Annotated in this window: 15 protein-coding genes and 1 pseudogene; 6 read left to right on the plus strand and 10 right to left on the minus strand. The window is 71.9% G+C overall.

Going from position 1 to position 20,799, the window contains the following annotated elements; all coding sequences use genetic code 11:
- Positions 1-58 precede the first annotated feature (58 nt).
- The 4 genes from ACIBL4_RS36800 to ACIBL4_RS36815 all read right to left on the minus strand — a co-directional run bounded on the left by ACIBL4_RS36800 (position 59) and on the right by ACIBL4_RS36815 (position 4,142).
- The gene (locus ACIBL4_RS36800; RefSeq protein WP_399416157.1) at positions 59-1,225 is read right to left on the minus strand and encodes a thiolase domain-containing protein; all 1,167 of its coding nucleotides are present in this window, start codon (positions 1,223-1,225) and stop codon (positions 59-61) included.
- The gene (locus ACIBL4_RS36805) at positions 1,222-2,286 is read right to left on the minus strand and encodes a thiolase domain-containing protein (protein ID WP_399416158.1); all 1,065 of its coding nucleotides are present in this window, start codon (positions 2,284-2,286) and stop codon (positions 1,222-1,224) included. The genes ACIBL4_RS36800 and ACIBL4_RS36805 overlap by 4 nt, the downstream gene beginning before the upstream one ends.
- Positions 2,283-3,224, minus strand: a complete 942-nt coding sequence (locus ACIBL4_RS36810) for a Zn-ribbon domain-containing OB-fold protein (RefSeq protein ID WP_399416159.1) — start codon at positions 3,222-3,224, stop codon at positions 2,283-2,285. The genes ACIBL4_RS36805 and ACIBL4_RS36810 overlap by 4 nt, the downstream gene beginning before the upstream one ends.
- Positions 3,225-3,341: 117 nt before the next feature.
- The gene (locus ACIBL4_RS36815; protein WP_399416160.1) at positions 3,342-4,142 is read right to left on the minus strand and encodes a crotonase/enoyl-CoA hydratase family protein; all 801 of its coding nucleotides are present in this window, start codon (positions 4,140-4,142) and stop codon (positions 3,342-3,344) included.
- 176 nt (positions 4,143-4,318) lie between these two features.
- Between ACIBL4_RS36815 and ACIBL4_RS36820 the strand changes: the two genes are divergently transcribed.
- From ACIBL4_RS36820 to ACIBL4_RS36835, 4 genes and pseudogenes are all read left to right on the plus strand, one after another.
- Entirely contained in the window at positions 4,319-5,938 is a 1,620-nt protein-coding gene (locus ACIBL4_RS36820) for an acyl-CoA synthetase (RefSeq protein ID WP_399416161.1), read from the plus strand.
- A 74-nt stretch (positions 5,939-6,012) separates the two neighbouring features.
- Positions 6,013-6,199: pseudogene (locus ACIBL4_RS36825) on the plus strand (leucine zipper domain-containing protein); the annotation flags it as partial.
- 546 nt (positions 6,200-6,745) lie between these two features.
- Positions 6,746-6,979 (plus strand): hypothetical protein, encoded by a 234-nt coding sequence (locus ACIBL4_RS36830; protein ID WP_399416163.1) that lies wholly within the window; start codon positions 6,746-6,748, stop codon positions 6,977-6,979.
- A gap of 174 nt (positions 6,980-7,153) precedes the next feature.
- The gene (locus ACIBL4_RS36835; protein WP_399416164.1) at positions 7,154-8,998 is read left to right on the plus strand and encodes a sulfatase; all 1,845 of its coding nucleotides are present in this window, start codon (positions 7,154-7,156) and stop codon (positions 8,996-8,998) included.
- On the opposite strand, the gene ACIBL4_RS36840 is transcribed toward ACIBL4_RS36835, so the two are convergent.
- From ACIBL4_RS36840 to ACIBL4_RS36850, 3 genes are all read right to left on the minus strand, one after another.
- The gene (locus ACIBL4_RS36840; protein WP_399416165.1) at positions 8,970-9,683 is read right to left on the minus strand and encodes an alpha/beta fold hydrolase; all 714 of its coding nucleotides are present in this window, start codon (positions 9,681-9,683) and stop codon (positions 8,970-8,972) included. The genes ACIBL4_RS36835 and ACIBL4_RS36840 overlap by 29 nt on opposite strands.
- Before the next feature lie 62 nt (positions 9,684-9,745).
- Positions 9,746-10,612 (minus strand): alpha/beta fold hydrolase, encoded by an 867-nt coding sequence (locus ACIBL4_RS36845; RefSeq protein ID WP_399416166.1) that lies wholly within the window; start codon positions 10,610-10,612, stop codon positions 9,746-9,748.
- 64 nt (positions 10,613-10,676) lie between these two features.
- Positions 10,677-12,203, minus strand: coding sequence for an acyl-CoA synthetase (locus ACIBL4_RS36850; RefSeq protein ID WP_399416168.1), 1,527 nt, complete (start codon positions 12,201-12,203; stop codon positions 10,677-10,679).
- Positions 12,204-12,359: 156 nt separating this feature from the next.
- Here ACIBL4_RS36850 and ACIBL4_RS36855 point away from each other — a divergent pair, with 156 nt between their 5' ends.
- The gene (locus tag ACIBL4_RS36855) at positions 12,360-14,792 is read left to right on the plus strand and encodes a penicillin acylase family protein (protein ID WP_399416169.1); all 2,433 of its coding nucleotides are present in this window, start codon (positions 12,360-12,362) and stop codon (positions 14,790-14,792) included.
- Between the two features lie 53 nt (positions 14,793-14,845).
- Here the strand turns inward: ACIBL4_RS36855 and ACIBL4_RS36860 are convergent, their stop codons facing one another.
- The 3 genes from ACIBL4_RS36860 to ACIBL4_RS36870 all read right to left on the minus strand — a co-directional run bounded on the left by ACIBL4_RS36860 (position 14,846) and on the right by ACIBL4_RS36870 (position 18,901).
- Positions 14,846-16,129: a DUF418 domain-containing protein gene (locus ACIBL4_RS36860; protein WP_399416170.1), complete on the minus strand. Its 1,284-nt coding sequence runs from the start codon at positions 16,127-16,129 to the stop codon at positions 14,846-14,848.
- 112 nt (positions 16,130-16,241) lie between these two features.
- The gene (locus ACIBL4_RS36865) at positions 16,242-17,795 is read right to left on the minus strand and encodes an acyl-CoA synthetase (protein ID WP_399416171.1); all 1,554 of its coding nucleotides are present in this window, start codon (positions 17,793-17,795) and stop codon (positions 16,242-16,244) included.
- Positions 17,792-18,901 carry an NAD(P)H-dependent flavin oxidoreductase gene (locus tag ACIBL4_RS36870; RefSeq protein ID WP_399416172.1) on the minus strand — a complete coding sequence of 370 codons (1,110 nt, stop codon included), beginning with the start codon at positions 18,899-18,901 and terminating at the stop codon, positions 17,792-17,794. Before ACIBL4_RS36870 ends, ACIBL4_RS36865 begins: the two co-directional genes overlap by 4 nt.
- Positions 18,902-18,963: 62 nt before the next feature.
- On the opposite strand from ACIBL4_RS36870, the gene ACIBL4_RS36875 reads away from it, so the two are divergent.
- A complete protein-coding gene (locus ACIBL4_RS36875; RefSeq protein WP_399416173.1) occupies positions 18,964-20,796 on the plus strand; it encodes a serine hydrolase in 1,833 nt (610 codons plus the stop codon).
- Positions 20,797-20,799: the final 3 nt, after the last annotated feature.

Genomic DNA, 20,799 nt, shown 5'->3' on the forward strand with positions numbered 1-20,799 from the left:
TCCGCGGCCAGCCTAGCGATCGTGCCCCATGGCCAACAGGGCACGTGAGCGGGACCTTTCAGGAGTCCGGAGGCTCGGCTCCCACCAGCCACATGGAGAAGAACTGCGAACCGCCGCCGTAGGCGTGCCCGAGGACCCTGCGGGCGCCGTCCACCTGGTGTTCTCCGGCCTGTCCGCGCACCTGGAGCGCGGCCTCGGCGAAGCGGATCATGCCGGAGGCGCCGATGGGGTTGGTGGACAGCACACCGCCCGACATGTTCACGGGCAGGTCCCCGTCCAGTTCGGTCACGCCCGCCTCGGTGAGTTTCCACCCTTCGCCCTCGCCGGCGAAGCCGAGGTTCTCCAGCCACATCGGTTCGTACCAGGAGAACGGGACGTAGATCTCGGCGCCGTCGATCTCGCGGCGGGGGTCGGTGATCCCGGCCTGCCGGTAGACGTCGGCCGCGCAGTCCTGGCCGGCCTGCGGGGAGACGAAGTCCTTGCCGGCGAAGAGGGTCGGTTCGCTGCGCATCGCGCCGCCGAGCATCCAGGCGGGCGGTCGCGGTGCCCGGGCGGCTCCGGCGCGGTCGGTGAGGATCATGGCGCAGGCGCCGTCGGAGGAGGGGCAGGTCTCCGAGTAGCGGATCGGGTCCCACAGCATGGGCGAGGCCATGACCTTGTCGAGGGTGATGTCGTGCTCGTGCAGGTGGGCGTAGGGGTTCTTCAGCGCGTTGCGCCGGTCCTTGTAGGCGACCAGGGCGCCGATCGTCTCGGGGGCGCCGGTGCGCCGCATGTAGGCGCGGATGTGCGGGGCGAAGAACCCGCCGGCTCCGGCCAGCAGGGGCTGCTGGAAGGGGATGGGCAGGGACAGGCCCCACATGGCGTTCGACTCGGACTGTTTTTCGAAGGCGAGGGTGAGGACGGTGCCGTGGACGCGGGCCGCGACGAGGTTGGCGGCGACGAGGGCGGTGGATCCGCCGACCGAGCCCGCGGTGTGCACGCGGAGCATGGGTTTGCCGACGGCGCCGAGGGCGTCGGCGAGGTAGAGCTCGGGCATCATGACGCCCTCGAAGAAGTCGGGCGCCTTGCCGATCACGACGGCGTCGATGTCGGCCCAGGACAGCTCGGCGTCGTCCAGGGCCCGGCGGGCCGCCTCCCGGACGAGTCCCGCGATGGACACGTCCCGGCGTGCCGCGACGTGCTTGGTCTGGCCGACGCCGACGACGGCCACGGGCTCCTTGCTCATCGGGGCTCCCCTTCGAGGACGGCGACCAGGTTCTGCTGGAGGCAGGGGCCGGAGGTGGCGTGGGCGAGGGCGCGGTCGGACACGCCGCGGTGGATGCGGGCTGCGGCTTCTCCGATGCGGATGAGACCGGCGGCCATGATCGGGTTGGCGGCGAGGGCACCGCCGGAGGGGTTGACGACGACGCCGTCGCCGAGGCGGAGCGCCTTGCGCAGGACGATCTCCTGGGCGGTGAAGGGCGCGTGCAGCTCGGCGGTGTCGACGGGCCGTTCGAAGGCGCCGGCCCGTTCGGCGGCCAGGCGGGTGGAGGGTGAGTCGGTCAGGTCGCGCACGCCGAGGCCGTGGGCCTCGATGCGGTGGTCGACGCCGCGGATCCAGGCGGGGCGTGCGCACAGGTCGCGGGCCCGGTCGCCCGCCGCGAGGATCACGGCGGCGGCCCCGTCGCCGATGGGCGGGCAGTCGCCGGTGCGCAGGGGCCGCACGAGGTGGTCGCCCTGCGGCACGCTGTGGCGCAGCTGGGCGTGGGGGTTGGCCGCCGCGTTCTCCCGGTCGCGGGCGGCGACGGCCGCGAGCGCCGGTTCGTCGGTGTCGCCGGCGTCGATGAGGGCCTGCGCCTGGAGGGCGGCGAGCGCGACGGAGTCGGGCCACAGGGGTGCGACGTAGTAGGGGTCGAGCTGGCGGGTGAGGACGTCGCGGACCGAGCCGGGCGAGGACTTGCCGTACGCGTAGACCAGGGCGGTGTCGGCGTCACCGGTGAGGAGTTTGGTCCAGGCCTCGTACAGGGCCCAGGCGCCGTCCATCTCGACGTGCGACTCGGAGATGGGCGGCCAGGCGCCGACCCCGTCGAGGGCGAGGGTGAAGGAGAAGGCGCGGCCGGCGAGGTAGTCGCTGGAGCCGGAGCAGGTGAAGTCGATGTCCGCGGTCTTCATGCCGGTCCGGTCGAGGACCTCGTGCAGCACCGGCATGAGCATCTCCACCTCGGAGAACTCTTCGCTGGTGCGCCGGTGGACGGTCTGGGCGAAGGCGACGACGGCGATCTCGCGGTCCCGCGGTGCGCTCGTCACAGCAGCTCCTTATAGGTGTCGTAGTCCGCGTCCGGTTCGCCCGTGGGCCGGTAGTGGTCGGGATAACGGCCGCCCTCGGTCCATACGGGCTCGACGCGCAGCCCCATGCGGACCTCGTCGTACGGGATGCCGCCGATCCGGCCGTGCAGGGCGAGGTCCGCGCCGTCGAGGGCGATGTGGGCGTAGACGTAGGGCACCTCGATGTCGAGGTTCTTCGCTTTGATGTTGACGATGCAGAACGTGGTCACTGTGCCGCGCGGCCCCACCTCGACCTGTTCGGCTGTGGCCACCCCACATGTGGGGCACGCACCCCTCGGCGGGACGTAGACCTTCCGGCAGGACGGGCAGCGCTCGCCGACGATCCGCCGGCCGCCGAGGGCGTTGATGTAGGCGGTCTGGGCGCGCCCGGGCGAGTAGGTGTAGTCGAGGCGGGCGGCGGCGACGATCCCGGTGACCGGGCCCTCGAACTCGCCCGCGTGGACGGTCACGGTGGAGACCTCTCCGTCGTACGGCTCGAAGCAGGCGATGTCCGTGATGGCGCCGATGCGTTCCTCGGCCCAGCGGACGCGGACGCGCATGCCGGTGCGCACGGCGTCGGGGCCCGGGGCGTCGAGGGCGTGCAGGAGGGCGGTGTCGGCGCCATCGAGTCGCACCAGGACCCAGGCGAAGGGCGTGTCCAGGGGTTGGCCGCGGCGAGGCTCATGGTTCCAGGCCCAGGTGGTGACGGTGCCCGTGAGGCCGACGTGGACGAGGTCGCGGATCTCCTCGGCGGTGACGGGGTCGTACTCGACGGGCGGGACCAGGATACGGCCGTCGCGGGTCTTCACCCCGAGGATCACACGTTCCCGCAGACCGGTCAGGAAGGCACTCTGGACGGGCCCGAGGGAGCGGGTGAAGGGAAATTCGACGACGAGCGGCGCCTTGAGAACTGCGGACATTGAGGGCCTGCCTCCTTCGAATCGGCGTGCACGGGCGCGCCCCCTGAGGGGCGCGGGGAACTGCGCGCTCAGCCACCGACGACCCGCAGCTCTGAACCGGCCAAGCCGGCGCAGCGGCTACGCGCGCTTGTAGACGGGCGGTCGTTTCTCCGCGAAGGCGCGGGCGCCCTCCTTGGCGTCGGCGGTGTCGAAGACCGGCCGGCCCCGGGTGAGTTCGGCCGCGAGACCGTCGGACTCGGTCATCTCGGCGGTCTCGTAGACGGAGGCCTTGACGGCCTCGACGGCCAGCGGGCCGCAGGAGTTGATCCGTTCGGCGATCTCCAGCGCCTTCGCGAGCGCGGTGCCGTCCGGGACGACGTGTCCGATGAGGCCGATGGCGGCGGCCTCGCGGGCGCTGTAGGGGCGGCCGGTGAGGAGCATCTCCAGGGCGTGGGTGCGCGGGATCTGGCGTGGGAGCCGGACCGTGGAGCCGCCGATGGGGAACAGGCCGCGCTTCACCTCGAACAGGCCGAAGGTCGCGGACTCTCCGGCGACGCGGATGTCGGTGCCCTGGAGCATCTCGGTGCCTCCCGCGACGCAGTAGCCCTCGACGGCCGCGATCACCGGCTTGCGCGGGCGGTGGTGGCGCAGCATCGCCTTCCAGTGCAGGTCGGGGTCGGCCTTGAGCCGGTCGCGGTACTCCTCGCCGGTCATGCCGTTGCCGGCGAGGGCCTTGAGGTCCATGCCCGAGCAGAACGAGCCGCCCGCGCCGGTGAACACGATCGAGCGCACCGAGTCGTCCGCGTCGGCCTCCAGCCAGCCGTCGTAGAGGCCGACGAGCATCGGCAGCGAGAGCGCGTTCCTGGCATCGGGCCTGTTGAGCGTGAGCACCAGTGTGGCGCCTTCGCGCTGCACGGTGAGGTGTTCCGTCCCACCCATGGCCAACTCCCCTCTCGTGGAACGAGAACAGGTTGCAGTAGCGCGGGAGGCACTTCAAGGGTTTTCTGACAGACAGTCAGATTTCTTGGCGCGAGCCCTTCACAGTTGGACCGCCCTTTGCTCTGATGACCGGCGAACCGTCCGATGCCAGGCACGTCCCGGGGTCAGGAGGAGCGGTGGAGTACAACCTTGCCGACCTGTTCGAGTCGGTCGTCGACGTGGTTCCCGACCGTGAGGCGCTGGTGTACGTCGACCATCCGGGCACGGGCGCGGAGCGCCGTCTGACGTACGCGGAGCTGGACGCGGCGGCCAACCGCGTCGGCCACCATCTGCTCGACAGCGGGATACGCCCCGGCGAGCACCTCGGGCTGCACCTCTACAACGGCGTGGAGTACCTCCAGACGGTGCTGGCCTGCCTGAAGGCGCGGATCGTGCCGGTCAACGTCAACTACCGGTATATGGAAGAGGAGTTGGCCTACCTCTACCGGGACGCGGATCTGGTGGCGCTGGTCTTCGACGCGGAGTTCACGGACCGGGTGGCGGCCGCGCGGCCCCGGGCGGAGCGGCTGCGGCATCTGGTCCGGGTGGGTGCGCCGGCGCCCGGTGCTGCCGCGGTGCCCTGTGTGGACTTCTCCCATGCGGAGGCCGCGGGGTCACCCGAGCGCGGCTTCCCGGCCCGCTCGGGCGACGACCAGTTCATCATCTACACCGGCGGCACGACCGGGATGCCCAAGGGTGTGATGTGGCGGCAGGAGGATCTGTTCTTCGCGGGGCTCGGCGGGGGCGCGCCGACCGGTGAACCGGTGAAGAAGCCGGAGGAACTGGCCGAGCGGGTCGCGGCCGGCGGCTCGGGGATCACCTTCTTCCCCACGGCGCCGCTGATGCACGGCACCTCCACCCTCACGGCGTTCATCGGCTTCAACTTCGGGCAGCGGGTGGTGATCCACCGCAAGTTCGTGCCCGAGGAGGTGCTGCGGACCGTGGAGAAGGAGAAGGTCAGCAGCATCTCGCTGGTCGGGGACGCGATGCTGCGGCCGCTCGTCGACGCGCTGAGCGGTCCGCTGCGGGACATCGACCGCTCCTCGCTGTTCAGCGTGTCGTCGTCCGGCGCGATCATGTCGGACACGGTGCGCCGGCAGTTCCGGGAACTGGTGCCGAACGCCATGCTGCTGAACAACTTCGGCTCGTCGGAGTCCGGTTTCAACGGGACGGCGACCGAGGACTCGGGGCCCGAGCGGGGCTTCCGGGTCCGGGTCCACGCGCGCACGCAGGTCGTGGACCCGGCCACGTACGAACCCGTGCCGCCCGGTGAGGTGGGCAGGGTCGCCCAGTGCGGACATGTACCGCTCGGCTACTACAACGACCCGGCCAAGACCGCCGCCACGTTCTTCGAGAAGGGTGGCGAGCGGTGGGTCCTGCTCGGCGACATGGCCACGGTCGACGAGGAGGGCGTGGTCACCGTCCTGGGCCGCGGCTCGCAGTGCATCAACACCGGCGGCGAGAAGGTGTACCCGGAGGAGGTCGAACAGGCCCTCAAGTCCCACCCGGACGTCTACGACGCGCTGGTGGCCGGGGTGCCGGACCCCCGGTGGGGCCACCATGTGGCGGCGGTGGTGCAGTTGCGGGACGGCGCGCGGCGCCCGTCGCTCCAGGACATCCAGAGCCACTGCCGGGACCGGCTGGCCGGATACAAGATCCCGCGGCAACTGGTGATAGCGCCGGCCATCCAGCGGTCGCCGAGCGGCAAGGCGGACTACCGGTGGGCGCGGGAGGTGGCGGTGTCAGCGGACCGCTGATGCCATGGCAGCCAGGCCGGTGACGCGCCGGCTTTGGGGGGTCATGGCCGCAATCCGAAGGTCGCCCGCCGGGCTTGGGCGTCTCACGGGCCACGGCCCACAAGTGGCTGGTGGGCGACCGCCGAGGGCGAGCCAGGGCTGCACGACCGGCCCAGGCGGCCACGGACGACACCCCACCGCACCGCGCCAGCCGTAGGCGCCCGGGTATGCCAACTCCGGCAGGACCGCAAGCTCGTGGCGGGTCCCCGACGGTGGCGGCCACAGCCGCCTCGCCTACTGCGAGATCCACCTGGACGAGAAGGCCGCCACCGGCTCGAAGATCGCCCGTGATCCGGCCCGGGGTAAAGGTGGGTAACTCCCAGATGACGTCTCCAGCTTACTGATGCTGTCGCCCGGCAGGACCCCGCCGCGGTCATTGGCGAGCCAATGGGCCGAGGCGACCGGACTGCCACCGGACACGGTGCTGGCGGAGCTGGCCGCCAGGCGCTTCCCCGCCCCGCCGGCGGACCGGCCGGGCGACCAGGAACAGGCCCGCCGCCCCACGGCCACCGTCCCCCAAGGGCGAGGTGCTGCCCGGCAGTGTGCCGCTGGGCGCCGTGGCCTACCGGGCGGAGGGGCGGGGCGTGGTCACCGGTGATGAGAAGGGCGGTGTCCATCTGTGGAGTCCGCCTCCGCACAGTGTGGACAGGGCCTACATCAGCGCGGACCGTTTTGGCCCTGGTGACGCCTTCGCGCCGGACCATCACCTGCTCGCCACCGACGACGATCTGAAGACCACCACCATCGCTGATCTACGACGTCCCCGCCGTGACGGAGGGAATCGGCGTCTTCTCCGTCCGTCAGGTCAGCCCGAACGGAGACACCCTCACCGTCTCCACCGGCCCCGGCCTCACCGCCGGGCTCGGCGGCCAACTCGTCCTGCTGCCCACGGATCCCGGCCGGCTGGCGGAACTGCTCTGCACGGTGCGGCCCGGCACCGTCCCAGGCGGAGTCTGGACGAAGGCCTTCCCCGGCCTCGAGTACCACGACCCGTGCGGCTGAGCGGGCAGCCGCACGGGGACGGCACAGCGCGCAGTCCGGCGTACGCTTTGCGCGCGGTTGACCTTCGTCGTTGAACGGGCGGTGACGGTCGGCCGTACGGAGCATGACGGACCCGGCCCTACCCGGCTGATCCGCCGCGCCAGCAGCAAGGCCATGTACGGAAGGAACCTCCGCGTGTCGCACCACACGCCGTCTCGTCACCTGCCCGACACCGACAGGGAAGCCGACACCGCCGCGGCCGATCCGGCGGACGACGGCACCGAGCCAGCGGCCGTCGCGACGGAAACCGCGGCAACCGGGGCGGAGCCCCGGGACGGCAGCGACACGGGTACGGATGCGGCCGCCACCGCTCGGAAACCCGGCCGATGGCGCGTATGGCGCGGATGGCGGGCAAGGTATCCACGCGCCTCACGCGGCCTGAGCGTCGGCACGACCGTCCTGGCCGGCGCGCTCGTGGTCGTCGCGCTGCTCCTGCCCAACCGGGTCGAGCGGATCGAGTTCGCCTCGTTCGTCCGGATTCCCGCCGAGGGCGTGCTGCTCGCTGGTCTGCTGCTCGCGCTGCCGCCGAAGCCCCGGCGGATCATGGCGGTGGTCTCGGGCGTGTTCCTCGGCCTGGTCACGGTGCTGAAGTTCGTCGACATGGGCTTCTACCAGGTGCTGGCCCGGCCCTTCGATCTGGTCCTGGACTGGATTCTGATCGAGAACGCCACGGACTTTCTGAGGGAGACGTTCGGCCGTACCGGCCAGGTGCTGGTGGTGATCGGCGTGATCGTGCTGTTCGTCGCGGTGCTGGTCCTCACCACCCTCGCCGTGGTGCGGCTGACGAACCTGATGGTCCGGCACCGTCCCGTCGCCGCCCGGACGACGCTGATCCTCGGCACGGCGTGGATCACCTGTATGACGCTGGGCGTGCAGGTCGGCACCGTGCCGATCGCCACCAAGGGCAACGCGGAGTTCCTCGGCAACCGGGTGGAGCAGGTGCGCGCGGGTCTGAAGGACGCGCGGGTCTTCCGGAAGCAGGCCGCCGTGGACGCCTTCGCGAAGACGCCGCCGGACCAGTTGCTCACCGGCCTGCGCGGCAAGGACGTCCTGTTCACCTTCATCGAGAGCTACGGCCGCGTCGCGATCGACGACCCGGCGATGGCGAAGCAGACCGACGCCGTGCTGAAGGAGGGCACCGGCCGGTTGAAGGCGGCCGGGTTCGAGTCGCGCAGCGGCTGGTTGCAGTCGCCGGTGACGGGCGCGGGCAGCTGGCTCGCCCACTCGACCTTCCTGTCCGGTCTGTGGATCAAGAACCAGCAGCGGTACCGCAGTCTGACCACCAGCGACCGCATGACGCTGACCAAGTACTTCGGGAAGACGGGCGCCTGGCGGACCGTCGGCGTCGTGCCGGGCGTGCGCCGCGCCTGGCCGGAGGGGAAGTACTTCGGCCTGGACCACATCTACGACTCGGAGCACCTCGGCTACCACGGCCCGTACTTCAGCTGGACGCCCGTGCCCGACCAGTTCAGCATGGAGGCCTTCCAGCGCCTGGAGCACGGCAAGAAGGACCGTGAGCCGATCATGGCGGAGATCATCCTGGCCTCCAGCCACAACCCCTGGTCCCCCATCGCCCACATGATCGACTGGGAGGACCTCGGCGACGGTTCGGTGTTCCACCGGATCAAGAAGGAGGGCACCAATCCCACGGAGGTCTGGAAGGACCCGGAGAAGGTGCGCGCCGAGTACCGCAAGGCCATCGAGTACTCGATCCGGAGCCTGACCGAGTGGGTCGAGCGCTACGGCGACGAGGACACGGTGCTCGTCTTCCTCGGCGACCACCAGCCGGTGCCGACGGTCACCGCCGGGGACACCGGCAAGGACGTGCCGGTCACGATCGTCGCCCACGACAAGAAGGTCCTGGACCGGGTCGCCGACTGGGGCTGGACCGACGGCCTCAAGCCGGCCCCGGACGCGCCCCGGTGGGGCATGGACAAGTTCCGCGACCGTTTCATGACGGCGTACGGTCCGCGGGGCTGAGGAACTCCGCCACGGCCGTGAGGAACTCCTCGGGCCGTGCCTCGTGCACGAGATGCCCGGCGTCGAGGGTGACGCGCCGGGCATCGGGAAGCAACTCGGCGAGGGCGTCGATCTGTTCCTGCGGGATCGGACTCGTCGGCCCGCCACCGATCAGCAGCGTGGGCATGGTGATCCGCCCCATGTGATCCCACCAGACGGGGTCCGGCGCGTTGCGCTGTGCGTCGGTGGCGAGGATCATCGCCCAGTCGTACGGCAGGCCCCTGCCCGGGCGTTCGGCGGGCGGGCGGGGCGGGTCCAGCGGGAGGGGCGCGGGGACGTCCTCCAGGACGAGCCGCCGTACGAGCCGCGGGCTGTGCTGGGCGAGCAGGCAGGCGACGAGGCCGCCGAGCGAGTGGCCCACGACGTCGGCCCGGGTGATGCCGAGCGCGCCGAGGAAGGCGAGCGCGTCGTCGCGCATGGCCTCGTAGGCGTATCCGCCGGGCCAGTCGCTGCGGCCGTGCCCGCGCAGGTCGGGGGCGTACACCCGGCGGGGCCCGGTGGACAGCGCGGGGGCGATCTCCGCCCAGTCGGCCCCGTCGGCTCCGCGGGCGTGCAGGAGGACGACGGGCGGCGCGTCCCGCGGCCCCCAGACGCGGTAGGCCTGCGTGATGCCGTTGGCCCGTACGGTGCGCGGTTCGGTGTCCATGCCGGGCACGGTAGCGGCGTGAGGACCGCGGGACGGACACGCTCTGCGGGCAGCAGAGGATCTCAGTCGCGTTCGAAGTCCCCCTCGGCTTCCCTCCCTTGGAAGAAGCGTGCGACGCGTCGCACGAACCACTCCGGGTCGTCCAGCCATGGATAGTGTCCCGCCCCCGGCTGCACCGCGAACTCGGCCGCCGGGAACACCTCGGCTGCGCGCCGGGCCAGGCCGGGTCGCGGGCCCCCGTCCGCCTCACCGGCGAGGACGAGCACCGGGGCCGTGACACGGGCGAGCGCGGCCCGCGTCGCGTCCGGGTCGTAGGCGCCGTCCGCCCCGTAGCGGTCCGCCGCGTCGTGGTTGGTCTCGTCCTCCTCGCGATCGGCGTGGGCGCGGGCCGTGTCGTCCCAACGGCCGTAGAAGAACGGCAGGAACACGGGGTCGAAATCACCGGTACCGGACAGCCAGGCCTCGAACGCCGGGAAGGCGTCGGCGAACCAGGGTTCCGATGCCCGCAGCCGGGCCACCGCCAGCCGGCCCTCGGCCGTCGCCGGCAGGCCCAGTGCCCACGGGGTGGCGGTGATGAGCGCCAGCCGTCCCAGCCGCTCCGGATGCCGGGCCGCGTACAGCAGGGCGAGACTGCCGCCCGCCGAGTGTGCGAGCACGTCCATTCGCTCCAGGCCCAGGTGGCGGCGCAGCGCCTCGACGTCGTCGACGAGCCGGTCGCAGCGGTACGTCGTCGGATCGTCGGGCACCGCGGACTGTCCGGTGCCGCGCAGGTCGAGGAAGACCAACCGCCGGTGGGCGTCGAGTCCGCCCAGGTTCCCGAGGTAAGCGGAGGCGCGCATGGGCCCGCCGGGCAGCACGACCAAGGGCTCGCCCGTACCGCGTATGTGGCAGGCGAGCCGGGTCCCGTCCGGGGCTGTGAAGATCGGCATGACGCCGATCCTCACGCCCTCGCGGCCTTCGGCACAACGGGTTTCGCCGACGGGCTGCGCGGCGTCACCCGTCCGAGGCCGCGAGTCCCGCCTCTCCCCCGAGCCTCTTTCTGAGCTCCCGCTTGAGGATCTTCCCGCTGGCGTTGCGTGGGAGGCTTTTCACGAACACCACCCGCTTCGGGGCCTTGAAGGGGGTGAGCTTCTCGCGGGTGTGGGCGATGAGTTCGGCCTCGGTGACCTCGCCGCGGGGGACGACGACGGCCGTGACGGCCTCGATCCAGCGTTCGTCGGGCAGGCCCACGACCGCGGCCTCGGCGACCTGGGGATGGGTGTAGAGGGCGTCCTCGACCTGGCGTGAAGCGACCAGTACGCCACCGGAGTTGATGACGTCCTTCACCCGGTCGACGATCGTGTAGTAGCCGTGCGCGTCCCGTACGGCGAGGTCGCCGGAGCGGAACCAGCCGTCACGGAAGGCCTCGGCGGTCTCCTCGGGCTTGTCCCAGTAGCCCTCGCACAGTTGCGGAGAGCGGTAGACGATCTCGCCGGGGGTGCCGTCCGGTACGTCCTTGCCGTCCTCGTCGACGACCCGCGCGTCGACGAACAGCACCGGACGGCCGCAGGAGTCCATGCGCCCCTTGTGTTCGTCGGGGGCCAGGACGGTGGCCAGGGGCCCGATCTCGCTCTGCCCGAAGCAATTGTAGAAGGCCAGTCCCGGCAGGCGTTCCTTCAGCCGTTCCAGGACGGGGACCGGCATGATCGACGCCCCGTAGTACGCCTTGCGCAGGCCGCTCAGGTCGCGGGTGGCGAAGTCGGGGCGGTTGGACAGGGCGATCCAGACGGTCGGCGGGGCGAACAGGCTGTCCACGCGGCCCGCTTCGACCAGGTCGAAGAGCCGGTCGCCGTCCGGGGCGTCGAGGATGATGTTGGTCGCGCCGACCGCGAGGTAGGGCAGCAGGAAGACGTGCATCTGCGCCGAGTGGTAGAGCGGCAGCGCGTGCGCGGGACGGTCGCCCGCACTGAGGTCGAGGGCGGTGATCGCGCTCAGGTACTCGTGCACCAGGGCCCGGTGCGTCATCATCGCGCCCTTGGGCAGGGCGGTCGTCCCGGACGTGTACAGCAGTTGCACGAGGTCCTCGGTGCGCGGCTCGGGGCCGTCGTACGGGGGCGCCTCGGCCAGCCGGGTGAGGAGGGAGTCGTCGGCGTCGCGCAGGGGCAACGTCCGTAGGCCGCCGGGGAGTCGTCCGGTGAGGTCCGGGTCGGCGAGGACGAGGGTGCTGCCGGACTGGCCGACGATGTAGGCGAGGTCGTCGCCGGTCAGGTTCTGGTTGACGGGTACGTGCACCAGGCCGGCGCGGGCGCAGGCCAGGAAGGCGATCAGGTAGGCGTCGGAGTTGTGGCCGTACGCGCCCACCCGGTCGCCCGGGGACAACCCCTGGCCGAGGAGGACGCTCGCCGCGCGGGAGACGGCGCTGTCCAGTTCGTCGTACGTCCAGGTGCGGTCGCCGTACTCCACCGCGACGCGCGCCGGGGTGCGCCGGGCGCTGCGTCGCAGGACTCCGTCGACCGTGCTGCCGTGTCCGGGCGTCGTCATGACACCTGATCCTCGGTTCACCGCCGGGCGAGGTCAAGGACCGACCGGCTCAACCCTGCCGCCGCGGGAGGCGTCCGAGGTCATGGTGCGGATGTGCGCCACGCGGCCCATCCGCACCCTCAAGTCTCCTTTCCCTCACTGACGTTGGAGGGCACGATGCGCAGCCGCCTGAGACGACTCGTCCTCGGGGCCACGGCCCTGTTCACGGCCGCGTCCGCGTTACCCGCGGCCGCCGCCCCTGGCCCGGGACGGGCCGAGCAGCAGCCGTCCCGCGACGGCCTGTCCGCCGTCATCCGCTACACCGAGTACGGCATCCCGCACATCCTCGCGAAGGACTACGCCGACCTGGGCTTCGGTACGGGCTGGGCGCAGGCGTCCGACGAGGTCTGCACGCTCGCCGACGGGTTCGTGACCCTACGGGGCGAGCGCTCCCGGTACTTCGGCGCCGGCGCCGCCGCCGGCGGCGCCCTCTCCGGGGCCAGGACGAATCTCGCCAGTGACCTGTACTTCCGCGGGGTCCGCGAGGCCCGCACCGTGGAGAAACTGCTCGCCGCGCCCGCACCCGTGGGCCCGAGCCGTGAGGTCCGGGACATGATGCGCGGCTGGGCGGCCGGTTACAACGCTTGGCTGAAGCAGAAGAAGATCACGGATCCCGCCTGCGCGGACGCCTCCTGGATCCGCCCGGTCACCGAGCTGGACGTGGCGGCCCGTGGCCTCGCCATCGCCTCGATCTCCGGCGAGGGACGCTTCGTGGACACGATCACGGCCGCGCAGCCACCGGCCGGAACCGCCTCCGGCACCCCGTCCTCCCGGCCCGCCGCCCGCACGCCGGACGCGAAGTCCGTGGCGAAGGCGGCCGACGAGCTGTGGGGCGACCCCGGCATGGGCTCCAACGCGGTCGCCTTCCGCGGCGACACCACGGCGAACGGCAGCGGTCTGCTGCTGGGCAACCCGCACTATCCGTGGCAGGGCGGGCGCCGGTTCTGGCAGTCGCAGCAGACGATCCCCGGCGAGCTGAACGTCTCCGGTGGCTCCCTGCTCGGCACCCCGGCGATCTCCATCGGGTTCAACGCACATGTGGCGTGGAGCCACACCGTCTCGACCGGTGTACCGGCCAACCTCCACCAGCTGACGCTGGATCCGGCCGATCCCACGACGTACCTCGTGGACGGCGAGCCGGAGCGCATGAAGAAGCGGACCGTGACGGTCGCGGTGAAGGACGGCGCGCCGGTGACCCGCACCCAGTGGTGGACCCGCTACGGCCCTGTCGTCACCTCCCTGAACTCCCAGGTCCCCCTGCCGTGGACGGGGATGACGGCCTACGCCCTGCACGACCCGAACGCCGCGAACCTCCGCTTCGCCGACACCTCGCTCGGCTTCGGCAAGGCGCGCAGCACGGACGACGTCCTCGCGTCCCTCGCCCGGCACCAGGGCATCCCCTGGGTGAACACGATCGCCGCCGACCGCGCGGGGCATTCCCTCTTCACCCAGTCCCAGGTACTCCCGCGCATCACCGACGAGTTGGCGCAGCGTTGCTCGACGGCGCCGGGCAGGACCACGTATCCGGCCTCCGGCATCGCGATCCTCGACGGCGCGCGCGGCGACTGCGCCCTCGGCAGCGATCCGGACGCGGTGGCGCCGGGCATCTTCGGGCCGGCGCGGATGCCCACGCTCAAGGACGCGCCGTACGTGGAGAACTCCAACGGCACCGCGTGGATGACCAACCCCGACCGGCCGATCACCGGATACGAGCGGGTCTTCGGCACGGTGAGGACGGAGCTCGGCCTGCGCACGCGCGGCGGGATCGAGGACGTGGCGGCGATGGCGGACCGGGGCCGCCTGACCGTACGCGACCTGCAACGGCAGCAGTTCGCCAACCGGATCCCCGCGGGTGATCTCACCGCGACGGACGTGGCACGGGCGTGCGCCGCGCTGCCCGGCGGCACGGCCACGGGCAGTGACGGCAAGGCGGTCGACGTCTCGGAGGCCTGCGGGGTGCTGGCGGCCTGGGACCGCACCATGAACACGGGGAGCCGGGGGGCGCTGCTGTTCGACCGGTTCTGGCGGAAGCTGGAACAGACGGTTCCGGCGGCCGAGGCGTGGAAGGTGCCGTTCTCGGCGGCGGACCCGGTGCGTACGCCGAACACGCTGAACACGGACGCGCCCGGCTTCGGTGTCGCCCTCGCCGACGCGGTGACGGAACTGCGCGTGGCGGGTATCGCGCTGGACGCGCCGCTCGGCGCGCACCAGTTCGTCGTCCGCGGTGGTGAGCGCCTTCCGGTGCCCGGCGGCTCGGGGCGGCTCGGCGTGTGGAACGTGCTCGAACCGCAGTGGAACGCGGCCCAGGGCGGCTACACGGAGGTGCCGTTCGGCAGCAGTCACCTCCAGGCGGTGGGCTGGGACGGAAGCCGCTGCCCGGTGGCCCGCACCCTGCTGACGTACTCCCAGTCGTCGAACCCCGAGTCGCCGCACCACGCGGACCAGACGCGGCTGTTCTCCGACGAGAAGTGGGTGACGTCGCGCTTCTGCGAGAAGGACATCCTGTCCTCGCCGAAGCTGAAGGTCGTCCGCGTGCACGAGCGCCGCTGACCACGGCCGGTGGGGGTGCCGCCTCCGGTGGGGCGGCACCCCCGTTCGTCTCGTCACCCCCGATCGGCCCGGGGCCCGTACATCAGCCGGCGCAGTACGGCTTCGGCGGGGCCCCGGCGGCCGGCCCGTTCCAGGGCGTACGCCCCGGCCACGGTGACCAGCCAGACGGCGCACGCGAAGAGTGCCATGGTGGTGCTGCCCAGGTGTGCGCCGAGGCCGAGTCCCCAGGCGGCCAGCACCGGCGCGAAGAGCAGCGAGTGGGTGAGGTAGCAGGACAGGGACCGTTTGCCGACGCAGGCCACCGCCGTCACCGCCGTCGCGCCGCGGCGGGGCCCGCGGGTGGTCCACCAGTGTGCGAAGAGGGCGACGGCCGCGACATAGCCGAGGCCTCCGGCGTTGCCGGTGACGTCGCGGAGTGCCATGAGCGCCCCGGATTCGCTCTGCATGTCGTCCGGCACGTCCAGGAGGCCGACGTGGGCGAGGGCGGCGGGCAGTGCGCCGAGCCAGCCGACCGCGATGCCGATGACCGCCGTCCGTCGCAGCAGCTTGCGGTGGCGGCCCGGTTCCTCCAGGACGCGGCGGCGCGCGGCCCAGAAGCCGAGCAGGAAGACGATGTACCCGCCCCCGACGAGGGTCAGCAGGGCGGCGGCCAAGGTGATGAACAGGCCGGTCTCGAGCCGGGTGCCCGCCGCGGTCAGCCAGTTCTCCTCGTCCGATGCGAACGCCTTGAAACCCGCCTCGGCGTCGGCGTCACCCAGCGTGCCCAGCTCGCCCTGGAGCAGCGCGGCGATGACCGGCCCGGCCGTGACGAGGACCATCAGGGCGACTCCGATCCAGATCCACCAGGTCAGGGCTCGGTCGCCGCGCCGCAGGAAGGCCAGGCCCAGGACGAGGCTCAGGACACCGTAGAAGCCGAGGATGTCCCCGGCCATCAGCAGGGTGGCGTGGGCGAGGCCGATGACGATCAGCCAGAGGCTGCGTCTGCGCAGGGCCTTCGCGGCGTCGCGACCGTCGGTGCCGGCGGCGGTCTGCCGGAGGTAGAGCTGCATCATGCCGTAGCCGAAGAGGAAGGCGAAGAGCGGGTAGATCCGCAGGTCGAGCGCCATGATCATGGTGAACTGCACGGCGTGGTCCAGCCATGAGCCGTCCACGGGCTGCCATCCGGAGGGCCCGCGCCGGGCCGCCCACAGATGGAAGGCGGTGTTGGACAGCACGATGCACAGCAGCATGATCCCGCGGGCGAGATCGGGGGCGAGGGCCCGTTCGCCCGGCCGTACGCCCCCGCGCCGCAGCGGTCTCTCTTCGGTCGCGATCGTCATGGCTTCACGCGTCGTCATGGCTTCACGCTAGGAAGGCGGGTCCCGGCCGGACATCGGCCGGAGGGCGAGCGGGCGCCGACCAAAGGATGACGCCCGGGCCCGCCGGTGCGACCAAAGCCGCACCGCCGCCTCACACCGGTCGGGTTCGGCCCTCCCAGTACGGCTCCCGCAGCCGCCGCTTGTACAGCTTGCCGTTGGGGTCGCGGGGCATCTCGGTGATGAAGTCGACGCTCCTGGGCCGCTTGTAGCCGGCGAGCCGGTGCGCGCAGTGGTCGAGGAGGTCGGCCGCGAGGGCGGGCCCGGGCCGGTGTCCGGGGGCCGGTTCGACGACGGCCTTGACCTCCTCGCCCCAGTCGTCGTGCGGGATGCCGAAGACGGCGGCGTCCGCGACGGCGGGGTGGGCGAGCAGGGCCGACTCGATCTCGGCCGGGTAGATGTTGACGCCGCCGGAGATGATCAGATCGATCTTGCGGTCGCGCAGGAAGAGATAGCCGTCCTCGTCGAGGTGGCCGAGGTCGCCGACGGTGAAGAAGTCGCCGATGCGGTTCTTGCGGGTCTTGGCCTCGTCCTTGTGGTAGGAGAAGCCGCCGGTGTTCATCTTCATGTAGACGGTGCCGAGTTCGCCGGGCGGCAGCCGGTTGCCGTCGTCGTCGAAGATCGCCAGTTCGCTGATGGGCCACGCCTTGCCGACGGTGCCGGGTTTCTTCAGCCAGTCCTCGGCGGTGGCGAAGGCGCCGCCGCCCTCGCTGGCCGCGTAGTACTCCTCCACGCAGGGGCCCCACCAGTCGAGCATGGCCCGTTTCACGTGGTCGGGGCAGGGCGCGGCGCCGTGGATGGCGTGCCGCATGCAGGAGACGTCGTAGCGGTCCTTCACCTCGTCGGGCAGGGCCAGCAGGCGGTGGAACTGGGTGGGGACCATGTGGGTGTGGGTGCAGCGGTGGCGGTCGATGAGGCGGAGCATCTCCTCGGGCGTCCACTTGTCCATCAGGACCAGCCGGTGGCCGATGTGCAGGGACGCGCCCGCGAACTGCAGGACGGCCGTGTGGTAGAGCGGCGAGCACACCAGGTGCACGTTGTCGTCGAACGGCCGGATGCCGAAGATGCCGAGGAAGCCGCCGAGGTAGGCCTCCTCCGGCGGTTTGCCGGGCAGCGGACGGCGGATGCCGCGGGGGCGGCCGGTGGTGCCTGAGGTGTAGTTCATGACCCAGCCGAGGGTGCGGCCGTCGGGCGCCGACTCGGGTTGACCGTCGAGGAGTTCGGCGTAGGGGCGGAAGCCCTCGACCGGGCCGACGGCGTACCGGTGGCCGACCGGGAGGCCCGCCTCGTCGGCGGCGTGGCGTGCGGCACCGGCGTAGCGTTCGTGGGCGAGGAGGACCTTGGCGCCGGAGTCGGAGACGATCCAGGCGATCTCCGGTCCGACCAGGTGGTGGTTGACCGGGACGAGGTAGAACCCGGCCTGGCTGGCGGCGAGGTACGCGGTGAGGAACTCGACGCCGTTGGGCAGCACGACCGCGAAGGTGTCGCCGGGTTCCAGCCCGGCCGCGCGCAGGCCGTGGACGAGCCGGTTGGCTGCGGCGTGCAGGCGGCCGGCGGTCCACTCCTCGCCATCGGGGGCGACCAGGACCGCGCGGTCGGGGTCGGCGGTGGCCTGGGCCCAGAAGCCCGCGGGAGCACTGCTGGTCACTGGCCGCTCCTTCCGGCGATGCGGTTGATGCGGTCCACGGCCTGTTCGAAGCCGCGGGTGAGGTCGTCGAAGACGGCCTGGACACTGCGTTCGCTGTTCATCCGGCCGACGATCTGCCCGACCGGGGTGCCGAGCAGCGGGTCGACCTCGTACTTCTGGATGCGGGAGACGGCCTCGGCGACCAGCAGGCCCTGCAACGGCATGGGCAGCGGGCCGGGCCCGGCCGGGTCGTCCCAGGCGTCGGTCCACTCGGTGCGCAGCTGGCGTGCGGGCTTGCCGGTCAGCGCGCGGGAGCGGACGGTGTCGCCGGAGCCGGCCGCGAGCAGCTTGCGGGTGAGGGCGGGCGAGTGGAGGTCCGCTTCTGTGGTGGTCAGCCATATGGAGCCCAGCCACACGCCTTGAGCGCCGAGCGTGAGTGCGGCAGCCACCTGCTGTCCGCTGCCGATGCCGCCGGCGGCCAGCACGGGCAGCGGGGCGACGGCGTCGACGACTTCGGGGGTGAGCACCATGGAGGCGATCTCGCCGGTGTGGCCGCCGGCCTCGTAGCCCTGCGCGACGACGATGTCGATCCCGGCCTCTTGGTGCTTGCGGGCGTGCCGGGCGCTGCCCGCGAGGGCGGCGACGAGGACGTCCTGGTCGTGGGCGCGGGCGATGACGTCGGCGGGCGGGGAGCCGAGGGCGTTGGCGAGGAGCCGGATCGGGTAGTCGAAGGCGACGTCGAGCTGGCTGCGGGCGACCTGCTCCATCCAGCCGGTGATGCGCCAGCCGGACGCCTCGCCCTCGGCGAGCTCGGGTACGCCGTGTTTGGCGAGGGTGTCCCGGACGAACTGCCGGTGCCCCTCGGGGATCATCGCCTCGACGTCCGCCTCGGTGACGCCCTCGACCTTCTTGGCCGGCATGACGACGTCCAGGCCGTACGGGCGGCCGTCGATGTGCGCCTCGATCCAGTCCAGGTCGCGTTTGAGCTCGTCGGGGGCGGTGTAGCGGACCGCGCCGAGCACCCCGAAGCCGCCGGCCCGGCTGATGGCCGCGGCGACGGCGGGGAACGGCGTGAAGCCGAAGACGGCGTGCTCGATTCCCAGTTTCTGGCTCAGCTCCGTCTGCATGGGCGCAGGATGCCGGACTCCTCCTGAGGATGGAAGGGGTTTCCTGATGCACCGTCAGATTTATGGGCAGTGCCCGGGGACATACTGTCCGGGACGTCCAGGGCGGTTCGGCGGGAGGATGCGCGGTGACCGAAGGCACGGCAGACAGAGCAACGACGAACAGCGGGCTGACGCGCAGACGTGCCCTGGTCCTGGGTGGCGCCCTGGCCCTGACCCCCTTACCCGCCGAGGCCGCCCCGGTCACGGGGCGTCCCACCCTGCGGCACGGCTCGGCCGCCCGCGCCGGGCTGCTCCCCTCCCATCTTCGGCAACTCGTCACCGACGCCGAGGCGTTCCTCGGCCCCTCCCCCAAGCACCCCTGGTACGCGGGCGTCGTCCTGCTCGCCGGACGGGGCGGCACCGTCGCCCTGCACCGGCCCATCGGCATGGCGGTGCGCTACCGGGCCTACGACGAGAAGACCGACACCGGCGTCGAGTTCCCGGCCGGCGAGCAGATCCCCATGGCCGAGGACACGGTCTTCGACCTGGCGTCGGTGTCGAAGCTGTTCACGTCGATCCTGGCCGTGCAGCAGATGGAACGGGGCGGGCTGGAACTGGAGGCGAAAGTCGCCTCGTGCCTGCCGGACTTCGGGCGCGCGGGCAAGCAGGACATCACGATCCGTCAGCTCCTCACACACACCTCGGGCTTCCGCGCCTGGATCCCGCTCTACAGCGCGCCGACGTACGAGGAGAAGCTCCGGCTCATCTGGGACGAGGCACCGGTCAGCGCGCCGGGCACGGCGTATCTGTACTCGGACCTGAACCTCATCTCGCTCCAGCTCGTGCTGGAGCGGATCACGGGCCGCTCCCTGGACGTCCTCCTGCGCGAGGAGATCACCGCACCGCTCGGCCTGCGCCGCACCCGCTACAACCCGCCCGCCTCCTGGCGGCCGAACATAGCGGCCACGGAGGACGCGCGGGCTCCGTGGTCCGGACTGGACCGGGGCCTGGTGTGGGGCGAGGTGCACGACGAGAACGCCTTCAGTCTCGGCGGGGTCGCGGGCCACGCGGGCGTGTTCTCCGACGCGTGGGACCTCGCGGTCCTCGGCCGTACGCTGCTCAACGGCGGGGTGTACGGGCGGGCCCGGATCCTGACGCCCGAGTCGGTGGAGCTGATGTTCACCGACTTCAACACCGCGTTCCCCGGTGACGAGCACGGCCTCGGCTTCGAGCTCTACCAGCACTGGTACATGGGCGCGATGGCCACCCCGCGCAGTGCCGGGCACACCGGCTTCACGGGCACCTCGCTGGTGCTCGACCCGACGACCGACTCCTTCCTCGTCGTCCTGGGCAACTCGGTGCATCCCGTGCGGAGCTGGCGCTCCGGGTCGGCTCCTCGCGTGGCCGCCGCGAACCACCTGGCACGGGCCGTGCCGGTCCGGCCGGCGCGGGGACGCAGGGCCTGGTTCTCCGGCATGGCGGTATCCGCCACCGCGACCCTCACCCTGCCCACGCTCGACACGTCGTCCGGCCGGGGGCGGCTGCGCTGCGCGCTGTGGTGGGACACCGAGCCCACGTCCGACGTGCTGGTCCTGGAGGCCACGACCGACGGCGGTACGACCTGGCAGCCGGTGCCCTTCACGACGTCCCGCCGGGGCGAGGACCCCCTGCCGCACCCGTCGGGCTCGGTCACGGGCTGGTCAGGGCGCGTCTGGCAGGGCCTCACCGCCGGCCTCCCCGCCGCGCGCCAGCTGGCCCTGCGGTGGCGGTACGCCACGGACCAGAGGTACGTCGGCCGCGGGGCCTACGTGGACGGGCTGCGCGTGGACGCGGCCGACGGCGTCCTCTTCGACGAGGCGCGCCCGGCGGACGCGTCACGCGTCGAAGCGGTGGGATGGACACCGTCGGCCGACTGAGCG

The sequence above is a fragment of the Streptomyces sp. NPDC050416 genome, assembly GCF_044458845.1.
In the GTDB taxonomy this organism is placed as follows: Bacteria; Actinomycetota; Actinomycetes; order Streptomycetales; family Streptomycetaceae; genus Streptomyces.

Bases quoted from the DNA above. Each gene is read 5' to 3' on its own strand.
- ACIBL4_RS36800 (WP_399416157.1), bottom strand. From the start codon at position 1,225: ATGAGCAAGGAGCCCGTGGCCGTCGTCGGCGTCGGCCAGACCAAGCAC.
- ACIBL4_RS36810 (WP_399416159.1), bottom strand. From the start codon at position 3,224: ATGTCCGCAGTTCTCAAGGCGCCGCTCGTCGTCGAATTTCCCTTCACC.
- ACIBL4_RS36815 (WP_399416160.1), bottom strand. From the start codon at position 4,142: ATGGGTGGGACGGAACACCTCACCGTGCAGCGCGAAGGCGCCACACTG.
- ACIBL4_RS36840 (WP_399416165.1), bottom strand. From the start codon at position 9,683: ATGGACACCGAACCGCGCACCGTACGGGCCAACGGCATCACGCAGGCC.
- ACIBL4_RS36845 (WP_399416166.1), bottom strand. From the start codon at position 10,612: ATGCCGATCTTCACAGCCCCGGACGGGACCCGGCTCGCCTGCCACATA.
- ACIBL4_RS36850 (WP_399416168.1), bottom strand. From the start codon at position 12,203: ATGACGACGCCCGGACACGGCAGCACGGTCGACGGAGTCCTGCGACGC.
- ACIBL4_RS36855 (WP_399416169.1), top strand. From the start codon at position 12,360: ATGCGCAGCCGCCTGAGACGACTCGTCCTCGGGGCCACGGCCCTGTTC.
- ACIBL4_RS36860 (WP_399416170.1), bottom strand. From the start codon at position 16,129: ATGACGACGCGTGAAGCCATGACGATCGCGACCGAAGAGAGACCGCTG.
- ACIBL4_RS36870 (WP_399416172.1), bottom strand. From the start codon at position 18,901: ATGCAGACGGAGCTGAGCCAGAAACTGGGAATCGAGCACGCCGTCTTC.
- ACIBL4_RS36875 (WP_399416173.1), top strand. From the start codon at position 18,964: ATGGGCAGTGCCCGGGGACATACTGTCCGGGACGTCCAGGGCGGTTCG.